Source organism: Clostridium sp. 19966 (assembly GCF_032335695.1).
Taxonomy (GTDB): domain Bacteria; phylum Bacillota; class Clostridia; order Clostridiales; family Clostridiaceae; genus JACTOJ01.
The window spans coordinates 189,975-201,694 of the sequence record NZ_JACTOJ010000004.1 but is presented as its reverse complement, the minus strand read 5'-3'; the positions used below and the strand labels follow the sequence as shown (position 1 = coordinate 201,694).

Annotated in this window: 9 protein-coding genes; 6 read left to right on the top strand and 3 right to left on the bottom strand. The window is 31.7% G+C overall.

Annotated features, from left to right (window positions below):
- Nucleotides 1-103: 103 nt before the first annotated feature.
- The gene (locus IAI10_RS05910) at nucleotides 104-1,363 is read left to right on the top strand and encodes an MFS transporter (protein ID WP_315672364.1); all 1,260 of its coding nucleotides are present in this window, start codon (nucleotides 104-106) and stop codon (nucleotides 1,361-1,363) included.
- Nucleotides 1,364-1,810: 447 nt separating this feature from the next.
- Nucleotides 1,811-3,055, top strand: a complete 1,245-nt coding sequence (locus IAI10_RS05905) for an MFS transporter (RefSeq protein WP_315672363.1) — start codon at nucleotides 1,811-1,813, stop codon at nucleotides 3,053-3,055.
- 66 nt (nucleotides 3,056-3,121) lie between these two features.
- On the opposite strand, the gene ilvA is transcribed toward IAI10_RS05905, so the two are convergent.
- Nucleotides 3,122-4,351, bottom strand: coding sequence for a threonine ammonia-lyase (gene ilvA / locus IAI10_RS05900; protein WP_315672362.1), 1,230 nt, complete (start codon nucleotides 4,349-4,351; stop codon nucleotides 3,122-3,124).
- A gap of 374 nt (nucleotides 4,352-4,725) precedes the next feature.
- Between ilvA and IAI10_RS05895 the strand changes: the two genes are divergently transcribed.
- The gene (locus IAI10_RS05895; RefSeq protein WP_315672361.1) at nucleotides 4,726-5,673 is read left to right on the top strand and encodes a glycosyltransferase family 2 protein; all 948 of its coding nucleotides are present in this window, start codon (nucleotides 4,726-4,728) and stop codon (nucleotides 5,671-5,673) included.
- Nucleotides 5,674-5,825: 152 nt separating this feature from the next.
- Nucleotides 5,826-6,518 carry a hypothetical protein gene (locus IAI10_RS05890; RefSeq protein WP_315672360.1) on the top strand — a complete coding sequence of 231 codons (693 nt, stop codon included), beginning with the start codon at nucleotides 5,826-5,828 and terminating at the stop codon, nucleotides 6,516-6,518.
- 49 nt (nucleotides 6,519-6,567) lie between these two features.
- Here the strand turns inward: IAI10_RS05890 and corA are convergent, their stop codons facing one another.
- Entirely contained in the window at nucleotides 6,568-7,530 is a 963-nt protein-coding gene (corA, locus tag IAI10_RS05885) for a magnesium/cobalt transporter CorA (protein WP_315672359.1), read from the bottom strand.
- Between the two features lie 228 nt (nucleotides 7,531-7,758).
- Here corA and IAI10_RS05880 point away from each other — a divergent pair, with 228 nt between their 5' ends.
- Nucleotides 7,759-9,405: a YceG family protein gene (locus IAI10_RS05880; protein WP_315672358.1), complete on the top strand. Its 1,647-nt coding sequence runs from the start codon at nucleotides 7,759-7,761 to the stop codon at nucleotides 9,403-9,405.
- A 28-nt stretch (nucleotides 9,406-9,433) separates the two neighbouring features.
- The gene (locus tag IAI10_RS05875; protein ID WP_315672357.1) at nucleotides 9,434-10,522 is read left to right on the top strand and encodes a toxic anion resistance protein; all 1,089 of its coding nucleotides are present in this window, start codon (nucleotides 9,434-9,436) and stop codon (nucleotides 10,520-10,522) included.
- 181 nt (nucleotides 10,523-10,703) lie between these two features.
- Here the strand turns inward: IAI10_RS05875 and IAI10_RS05870 are convergent, their stop codons facing one another.
- Nucleotides 10,704-11,636 (bottom strand): transposase, encoded by a 933-nt coding sequence (locus IAI10_RS05870; protein WP_315672356.1) that lies wholly within the window; start codon nucleotides 11,634-11,636, stop codon nucleotides 10,704-10,706.
- Nucleotides 11,637-11,720: the final 84 nt, after the last annotated feature.

Here is an 11,720-nt window from a genome sequence, read left to right as displayed (position 1 = left end):
TAAAGTCATGAGCATTATTTTGCGATTAAATTATGTTATTTTTTCATAGTTCCAAGTATTTAAAATGATGATAGTATATTTAACTAATGAGGGGGCGATGCACATGCGAAGACTTTTGAATGCATACAGGGGATTACCTAAAGGAATGTATGTAATATTTTTTGCTCAGATAATCAATAGATTCGGTGACTTTGTAAGACCGTTTCTTACACTTTATCTCACTGAAAAGGTTGGAATGTCCACTGCAGTAACAGGAATGCTTGTTACCATTTCTTCTCTCATAGGCATTCCTTCTTCACTCATAGGCGGAAAGATTGCTGATAAATTTGGAAGAAAGAAAGCTTATATGTACTCTCAGTTTATTTCAGCTGCAGCTTTGATTCCTTGCGCTCTTACAAAGAATGCTTCCTTGACTGTAACTTGTCTTATAATCAGTACCTTCTTCAATGGATTTATAAGACCTGCTTTTAATTCAATAATGACGGATATGCTTTCCCCAGAGCAAAGACAGGTGGGCTTTTCTCTTCAATATTTGGGTATAAATGTGGGAGTATCAGTAGGTCCTATAGTTGCAGGCTTCCTATTTAATAATTTTCTGCCACTTCTATTTTTAGGGGATGCATTTACATCCTTTGTAGCATTATTTTTGATATGGAAAAATATTGAGGAAACCCATCCTAAATATAAAACTGGAGAAAAAACAAATAAGGTTCATGAAAAATACGCAGCAGAGAAGGCCGAGGGAGGTAATATATTCACTGTTCTCTATAAAAGGCCTCACATATGCTTCTTTATTTTAATATCCTCAGTATACAGCTTTGCGTATGCTCAGGCCGGATTTGCATTACCAATGACCTTGCGAAGCATTTATGGCAGTCAGGGTGCTCACCTTTTTGGATATCTTATGAGCATAAATGCAGTAACCGTGTTGGCGTTAACAGTATTTTTGACAGTGCTCACAAGAAAAAATCATCCGCTTACTAATACAGCTCTTTCTGGTGTAATGTATGCCCTAGGCTTCGGGATGCTTGCTTATATAAATCATTTTACTCTATTTATAATATCCACAATAATTTGGACCTCAGGGGAAATACTTGGAAGCATAAGCTCAGGAGTTTATGTGGCTAATAATAGTCCAAGCAATTACAGAGCTAGACTAAGTGCGGTTTCCTCCATAGGCGGTGCTATAGGTTCCGCATTGAGTGCATCTATATCAGGTGCCTATATGCAGGCTCACGGGAGCAATTCTATCTGGAAACTAACTTTCTTGGTAACCCTAATAGCAGCCATGCTAATGTTTGTGTTAAAAATCTTCTCTAAAAGAATGGATAAGAAGCTTAGAAACCAGGAGTCGGCAATATAGGGGACGGTTCACAAACATTTATGAGTTAGGAATATTTTGCTAAGGCATTGAGAAAAAAGTATGGGGGACGGTTCACAAATTTTTGCAAATTAAAAGTTATAGCCAAGTTATGATGAAAATAATAATAGCTGCGAGAAAAACAAGCAAAACAATGATTAAGATTTATTTATAGAAACTATTGACAGGATAGTGGACTAACCATTATACTGGAAATAGTTGATTTTATGAAAGATTGGAGGCGTTAATAAATGTTAAGAGCAGGAAAAAATTCAAATTTATCTTACAATATTGATATTGTTAACGTCCTTGGAATAGAGCTATAGTACATAAATTTAAATTGTAATATTGTTCCACAGGTACGTAAGCCTGTGGTTTTTTATATTAAAGATGAGAAGCCATGCGCGTTTTGTGTATGGCTTTTATTTACGTAAAGATTTAGGAGGACATATGAAGAATTTTACAAGAGCATTTAAAAGCATGTTCAACCCCTTCAGAGGGTTGTCCAAGGAAATATGGGTAATATTTTTGGCAAGAGTTATTAATGCCATGGGATCATTTATATTTCCATTACTTACACTCATACTTACAACTAAGTTAAATGTGAATGAGTCAACAGCAGGATATATCATGTCCATATCAGGAATTGTATATATGGGAGGAGGAATCATAGGCGGAAAATTAGCAGATACCTTTGGAAGAAAAAAGATACTTATAACGCTTAATATGCTTGGAGCTGTATGCTATTTTATAGCTGCTCTTATGCCTGTTTCACCTTCAATGATACCTATGATGGTAATAGCAGGATTTTTTATAGTAATGTCTGGACCAGTAAGCGGGGCTTTAGTGGCTGATTTAACTACTCCACAAAATAGGTCGGGCGCATATTCTCTGTTTTATATGGGAATGAATCTTGGCTTTGCAATATCTCCAGTGGTAGGTGGATATCTTCTTCAAAAGCATTTAAATTTATTGTTCTTCTTAGATGGTTTTACTTCAGTAATAGCCATGCTTTTATTCGTATTTTTTATACCAGAAACAATAGGCATGGTGAAAAATACGAAAAAGATGGACAACAAATTGGAATCTGCAGTGGAAGGGTCGGTATTTAAAGTATTATTAGAAAGGCCGATACTCATATTTTTCGCTCTGGTTATGTTTGGCTATAATTTTGTGTACTCTCAATGGAGCTATTTATATCCGATGAATATTTCAAAGATATTTTCAAACGGGTCAGCAGTGTACGGAAAAATGGTAAGCTTCAATGCCATATTAGTAATAACTATGACACCACTTATAACTAAGCTTCTTCATTCTCAAAAAATAATAAGAAAAATATTCTATGGTGGAGTATTTTACGTGATAGGTTTTGGACTTCCTGGCTATGCAAACAGCATCACAGCGTTCTACATATCATGCTTTACAATAACTATGGGAGAAATAATAGTAACTACCAGTGCATCACCATTTATTGCAAATCACACTCCATCTTCCCACAGAGGAAGGATAAACTCAATACTGCCAGTAATCACTGACATGGGAAATACGCTTGGACCAGGAATTATGGGGTTAGTGTTAGGCCTCGTGAACATTCAAGGCGCATGGAGAGTGGTAGGAACAGTTATGATTATATTTGCAGTTTTAACCGTAATGCTGGAAAGATATGATGATAGGACTAAATGCAAAAGCGAATAGAATAAAATGAAAAACGATGGAATAAACTTAAATAGGATTCCATCGCTTTTTATTTTGGGTACTATTTTAATAAATTTTATTTATACAAAATCCATTTTTACATAATTCATTAATTATATTATTTACATGTTCATGGCCATTTGTTTCTACAGTTACTTCAAGCTGTACCTGCATAAAACTATTTATAGTTTTATATTTGTTATGATCTAATTGGATTATGTTAGCTCCGGTCTTTGCTAATATATCGCATACTCTCATAAGCTGACCAGGACGATCGGTTAACTCCATAGTAAAACAGAAAATTCTGCCTCTGGAAACCAAGCCTTTATTAATTAAAGAAGATATAGTAAGAACGTCTATATTGCCACCGCTTACAACGCAGGCAACTTTTTTTCCTGTTACATTAAGCTTTTTTATGCCTGCCAATGGTAAAACACCAGCATTTTCAGCAATTAATTTATGTTTTTCTAGAAGTACTAGAAAAGCTTCCATTATTTCGAAGTCAGACACAGTTATTATATCATCCACATATTTTTGAGCTACTTCGAAGGTTATATTTCCTGGTTGTGCAACTGCTGCACCATCAGCTATAGTTTTTACAGCTCCCAAGTTCACTATTTTATTTTCTACTAATGAACTTTTCATGCAGCTGGCACCTTCAGGTTCTACACCTATTACTTTTATATTAGGATTAACAGATTTTGCAGCTACAGCTAATCCACTAATTAATCCGCCGCCGCCAACAGCAGCTAAAATATAATCTACGTCTTTAAGCTCTTCAATTATTTCCAAGGCAATAGTACCTTGTCCTAAAATTACATCTACATCATCAAAAGGGTGTATAAAGGTGTAGCCTTTTTCTTTTTCTAGTTCTTTTGCATGGCTATAGGCTTCGTCATAAACATTGCCATGTAATACAACTTCAGCACCATATTTTCTTGTGGCGTCAACTTTTATAAGAGGTGTAGTTTTAGGCATGACGATAGTAGCTTGTACACCAAGTTTTTCAGCTGCGAAAGCAACACCTTGAGCATGGTTGCCTGCAGATGAAGCTATAAGTCCATGGCTCTTTTCTTCAGCACTTAATTTAGAAATTTTATTGTAGGCACCTCTTATTTTAAAAGATCCAGTATTTTGCAGATTTTCAGGCTTTATATAGATTTCATTGCCAGACTCACTGCTAAAGGTGTTGCTATATATTAATGAAGTCTTTTTTAATACTCCGTTAAGCCTTTCAGCAGCTTTTTTGAATTCATCTAGTTTAAGGCTTTCTGTATAGTTTGAGTTTGATTGCATTTAATGTCCTCCTACTTATTATTGAGTTATTTATATAATCTTTATGTTTATACTTAATTTGTTTTGATATAAAAATTTTCTAATAAAAATATAGTATAAAAAATTTAAGTGATATATAATTTAAATTCTGAAATAAATCACAAATACAATTTTAACTCAGTTTTAGTAAATTGCAAGAAAAGAATGCATACATAAATAATTAGTAATAAATAATATGTAATTAATTTATTAAATTTTCTCTTAATGAAGCAGCGTAACTTGTATTATAATTATTTAGATTTTATGTTATAATTTTATAGTATTATTGAGTATTAAAGAATGCATCATGTAGTTTAATGTTAAAAAGATTTATGAACTTCGAAAGGATAAGATATATGATAAAAAAGTTAGTTTCAATAGTAGTTCCCATGTACTACGAGGAACTTGTAGTAGAAGAATGTTATAAACGATTAAAAAAGGTAATGACTGACAATGACATTAATTATGAATTTGTTTTTGTTAATGATGGAAGCACTGATAAAACACTTCCATTGCTAGAAAATATAGCAGCACAAGATGAAAATGTTAGAGTTATAAGCTTCTCGAGAAACTTTGGACATCAAATTGCTGTAACCGCAGGTATAAATAAAGCTAAAGGTGATGCAGTGGTTGTAATTGATGCAGATTTACAGGATCCACCAGAAGTTATACCTAAAATGATAGAGCTTTGGAAGCAAGGATATGATGTGGTTTATGCTAAGAGAAAAAAGCGAAAAGGTGAATCGTTTTTCAAATTAGTTACAGCGAAATGTTTTTATAGATTTTTACATAACATGTCCGATATTGATATTCCATTAGACACTGGTGATTTTAGGCTTATGGATCGTAAGGTGGTTAATGTATTTAATTCAATGAAGGAAAACAACAGATTTGTTAGAGGAATGGTCAGTTGGGCTGGATTTAAACAAATTCCAATAGAATATGAGAGAGATGAGAGATTCGCAGGGGAAACTAAATATCCATTGAAAAAAATGTTGAAATTTGCATCTGATGGAATTGTATCATTTTCAGCCAAGCCTTTAAAATTAGTTGGGTCCATTGGCTTAATATGTGTAGTATTATCATTCTTGATATTTTTATATGCTATAATTGTTAAAATTGCAGGAAGTCATAATGTTATTTCTGGATGGACTTCGATTATGGTTGTAGTAACATTTTTGGGAGGAGTTCAACTTTTATCGGTTGCAGTCTTAGGAGAATATATAGGAAGAATATATGATGAAAGCAAGGGCAGACCTCTTTACATAATTGAAAAAGAAATAAATATAGATAAAAACGACTGATATGTTCATTAATATGATAGTAATCAGTTAATAATTATTTTGGAAGCCAATTATAGTGATAAAAATCGGCATCTAATATTATTAATTGATTTTTTTTATAAAATAAATTAAAATTTAATTAATAATAGGCGAAAAATGTTTTGGAGGATAGCATGAGAAAAAGAATATTTAATTTTATAATAATTGTAATTTTTATTTCCATATTAGCGGGATGTAGTTCCAAGAAGGCTAGTTCGTCAAGTTCATCAAGCTCTTCAAAGTCCAGCAGTAGTACAAGCAGTCAGAACGGCTCTACGACCTCCTCAAGCCAAATTGCAGATGCTTCAAGTAACACTCAAACGGTTAGTACTGTAGCAACAACACAGGAATTTAAGGATTTCAGCCAGCAAGACAAAGATTCAGCAGTAAAATTGGCAGTAGATTTAACTAATGCTGGAATAAAGGGCGACTTTAATATGATTTCTCAGAACTCAGACATGGATTTAGCAAAAACATATCCTAAAAATAGTGATTTGATTACCGAATATACAAGGCAGTTTAAGATTTCTAATGCTAAAAGCTATACAATGGAGGTTGGAACTAACAACAATGCAAGTGAGCTTTGGGGCGTATATGCTCAAGATAAACCTCAAGGAGCTTTCAATGTTTCAGTCAGCATAATATTTCATGTAGTAGCCAATGATGGAACTCAAGTAGATTCAAATAATATAATAAATTATTTTATGGTGAAAGAAGATAATAAATTTGTTGTTTATGCAGTAACTAATTATTATAATGCAAATCCAAATGCAGTATTTTTTACATCTCACTCCATAGTCTATAATATGTTTGATCATGAAAAATAGGGGACGGTTCACAAAAATATAGCGGGATTTTTGTGAACCGTCCCTCAACTTAAATATCAAACCAACCTTTTTTCTTAAACCAAAAAAACATGAATGCCATAAGAGCTAACATGATAGACAATACAAGAAAATAACTATATTTCCAGTTAAGTTCTGGCATGTTTTGGAAATTCATTCCGTACACTCCAGCAATGAATGTTACTGGAACAAAAATGGTGGTTATTGCTGTAAAGAGCATCATTATTCTATTCATCTTATCGGAAGTTATAGACATATAGCTATCTCTTAAGTCAGATGTTATAAGCAAACTGGATTCGATAATATCCGATAACCTTAAAAGATGATCATAAATATCTGCAAAATAAGCATGGTTAGACGTGTCTCTCAAAAGACTTTCTGAATTTATCATTCTATAAAGCAAGTCTCTCATTTGATTTATTATTCTTCTCATTCTTAAAAGCTTGCTTCTGACTTCAAAGATTTTATCAATCATATACTTAGAGGATTTATTTTTATTAACCTCAACAAAAGCATCAAAATCATCCAAATAATCTTCTATTTCATAAACTAATGGGAAATAATTATCAACTAACTTGTCCAAAATAAGGTATTTAACTATTAGAGGCCCGCCAGCCCAATATTTATTTGAAAAATTTAGTTTCTCAATGACTTCATCTATCTCTTTTAAGTGCATCTTGTGGAAAGAGACAATGAATCTATCATTTATAAATAAGTCTACTTCATTTGCTGAAAGGGTATCCTTATTCATACCATGTACTACATAAAAGTTGTATGTATCATATTTATCAACTTTGGCTCTTTGTAGATAATGAAGACAGTCCTCAATGGCTAATTGATGAAAGTTAAAAAAACTTTTTAATAGTGATACTTCATCTTCAGTTGGATCATCCATATCCATCCAATACCATTTGATTTTTTCAGAGTTAAGCTCTGAAAGGTCATCAATATCTATCAATTGATAATCTTTAGAAATTGCAAATACATTAATCATATTTTAATCCTCCAAGAAAAAGCAAATAAGTTAATAATAGATTACAATATAAATTGTAAAAAAGGAAGGGGACGGTTCACAAAAATTTGTATGCAAATTTTTGTGAACCGTTCCGCTTTAATTTTTTTTAAATAATTGATATACTATAATTATGATTTTATTAACACAAAATAATTTAAAAAGCTTTGTTATAGGCAGTTGAAAAGTTATTTGAAAGGAAAGGTGACTATGGATAAAATCAATTATAGTAAGCTTGACATACAGGCTGTCAGTGCAGAGCTTAGTGATGACTTTTTAAAAGATTTAAAGACACCTGTTATGCAAAGAAAAGGCTTCAAATATAATTCTTATGTCATCACAGTTCCAAGATATTTTTACAGATTTATTGGAATAAAAAATGGAGAAGAAGAATATTACGATAGTTTATATAAAATAGATAGAGACCTAAGAAGCTATACTAAAAAATTTATTAGAATAGATAAAGGACTAGATAAAAATATATCAATAGATATTCAAAATAAATTAAATAACGTCTGGTCAAAAGTAGACTATGGAGTTGAACTGGATAGCTCCAGCTTAATAAGTGAAATAGATAATTTAGGCTTGTTCAATACAGTAGGTAATGCAAACTTTTCGTTGCAAATAAAAAATTATTTTAAGATTGCTATTGATTTTATAAAAAATACAACGAAAATTACTAAAGATGAATATAAAATTTTAGTAAGTTATGGCGTTTATTGGATAAATATCTATTCTAAAATTTTATTTCAGAATTATAATTATGAAGAAATAAATCCTAAAGTATTATACTATGGAAAGATAAGCAAAGAAGAGTCAGCATTTCTAATATTTATATCAATGCTTGGCTGCGATATTTTATATTACAATCCAGAAAAAGCTGGAGAAATTGCTGATATTGATAAATTTAATGCTTTTTCAAAAGAAATTGCGTATATTAGTAGAAGCAAAGCTAAAGAATTTCCAATAGAATTATCAGAAAGAATCAAAACTTCTGCCTATGCTGCAAAAGAAGAATTAGACAAAACTTTATATGGAGAAGAAGGCAGCTTTTATAGGCCCTGGCAGTTTGCTGATTATGATTTAAAAGCAGTTACGTTAAAAACAACCTATGAAGAAATAAATTTATGGGCAAAGGAAAAATCATTGATCCGTGATGGATGGAAAATAGAAAATAGGACAGTGTATGTTCCAAATATATTTGCTAAGGTTTGTGGGACACATGAAAATGTTGATAAATACTGGCGTGAACTTCATGCAATAAAAGATTTAAAGAAAACAGTATTTATTGGTAAGCTACCCATAATAGGAGTCGTTCCACTGGAATACGGGAAGTTTGAACAAGTTTATCCTCAATATGGAGGAAGCGGCTTAAATGTTGAAAAGATGATGTCGGCAAGCTGGTGGAAATACACTGATATTAGAACTGGGCTTCAATTAAGTATAGCCAACAAAATAAAAGAGCTTTGCGAAAATCCTGTCATATATAATGTTGATAATCAAGGCTTTAGAGATTTTCAAGTAGATATATTTTCGGTGCTGATAAATCTTAACAAGCCGCTCTTAAATATACTCCAGGACTTTGATTACCCAGAAGAAGTTCCTAAAATAATTATCTACAATAATGAAAAAAATGGAAATTTATCTTATGAAGATTGCATAATGCTTTCCTTTATGAATGCTATGGGGGTAGACATAATTATATATAATCCATCAGGCTACAATGATATAGAAAAGTATATTTATAATGATTTATACGATGTACACAGATTGGAAAGAATGACATTTAACTTAGATTTCAAGAAGTATGTAGAGCCTGAGAAAAAAGGATTTTTCAAGAATCTATTTGGAAAATGATTTATTATATGAATGAGGAGTGGAGAATATGGCCAATAATGAAATATTAGAGGTTAAAGAAGAAAATATTGAGGTGAGAGCTAATGACTACAAACAGCAGCTAGCTAAATCACCGGAAGTTTTACAGATTGCTTCTACTATAGATGCTAGAAATGCTACAGCAATTCTTGAGTATGGAAATCAACCAGCTCAGGAGATATCTAAATTTGCTGATCAAATACTAAGAACAATAAAATCAAGCACTTTAGAAGATTCAAGCGTTATGATAAAAGAACTTACTTCCATAATGAAGAAGTTTGATAAGCAGGATTTCGAAGACAAACCACAGGGCTTTTTTGGTAAGGTGTTTAATAAACCGGCAAAAGCAGTGGAAAAAATAATGGGAAAATATAAGACTGTGGGCAGCGAAATTGATAGGATATATACTCAATTAGGGAAATATAAAGGTGATATAAATAATGCAAATGTGATGCTTGATAATATGTATGATCAGAATTTTAATTATTATCAGGAGCTAGAAAAATATATCACAGCAGGCAATTTAGCAGCTCAGAAACTAGAAAATGATGATATTCCAGCATTGCAGGCTAAGGCTGAAAATTCAGGAGATCAAATGGACTATGTTAATGTTGAAAATGCTAAGACTGCTCTTGAAATGTTCAAACAGAGATTATATGACTTAGAAACTGCTAAAATGGTAGCATTGCAGACAGCACCTCAGATAAAAATGATTCAACGAGGAAACTATAAGCTAATAGCTAAAATTCATTCTGCCTTCATAATAACAATACCAGTGTTTAAAAGCGGCATAGTTCAGGCAGTAGCACTAAAAAGACAGCAGGTGGTTTCGGATTCTCTCACAGAGCTTGACAGAACTACAAATGAACTTCTTCTTAAAAATGCTCAAAATATAAAGAATCAGAGCATAGATATAGCTAAGCTTACAGGAGGCCCAAGTGTAAAAATCGAAACGTTGGAGAAAACTTGGAGCACAATAATGGAAGGAATAGAGGAAACAAGAAGAATAGAAGAAGAAAATAAGCAGCTTAGAGAGCAGGGGTTAATAAAGCTAGACGACATGACCCAAAAACTTAAAAAGAAATCTTTAAATCCGTAGGGACGGTTCACAAAAATAAATATTAACTTAATTCCGAGCGAAATAAAATAATTATCTTTATGAGATTATTTTATTGCTTGGAATTTTTGCTTTTATCATGCACTTGAGTTCATATTTATAGCTAAAATAAAGGCTTGTCCAACAACATGCGATATTTATTGTAAATGATATATTGTGTTTTTTATGCAATTGAGAGGTTATTCAATCTAATGAAGTCTTGAATTACATTCTTATAATTATCGTCTGAAGAAATGAGCTTGTAGCCAACGTTGAATAATCTATGTACATTTGAGTTAGTTGTATTGCCTAATTGAGAACATATATCTTTTAGTGATAAATTGGAAAAGCATCTAAGAAGTATTATGAATAAGGAACGTGAAGAGGTGCTGTTATGATCATACTTTAATTGAGGATTGAAGTTTGAATGAGTGAAAGCAGAAACATAATTTATGACACATTCGATGTCAGCATCTCTTAAAATTATATTTCTACCGCTTATATATTGACTTGGCTCATCTGACATTTCAAGGGATTTTAAAAGTTCTAAATCATTTTTCCACATGGACCAATAATTTACATAATCAAAATAATTGGCAGCAGTGTTAAGCACATCTTGATTAAAAAGATTCAAAATGAATTTGCAATTCACTATTTCATATTTATCCTGAAATTTGTTAGAATATATTCCGAAACTTGAAAAAGGATATAGTGAAACATCATTTTTATATTTTTTTATATCCTTAGGATTATTGTGTATGTAGGCAGTGAGATTGCATAAATATTTTACATTGTTAACTAATTTGCTTTTAAATCTATCTTGAAAGACGTGACCGTGCCTTTGATATTTATGGTTATAATAATACGCGTAGCTTTGATTTATTGATTTCATTATCTTGCTTATATCGGCTGCACAGCTATTTATAACAATATGCCCATGGGTGGTCATTAAACAATAACAATAAACATCAAATAAGTAAATTGATTTATATTTTTTTATTAATTGAAGGTATTTTTCTTTATCTTCATGGTCTTTAAAGAGATTTAATTCGCTTATGCTTCTTACCATTATATGATAAATAGCAGATGGATCTTTTTTTCGCGCAGTTCTTGGCATAAATATATTCTCCTACTATAATCTTAAAAGTTTTTATTAAGATTATAGACAAAAAATAAATTTTAAATCAAAAAATAGAAAAAA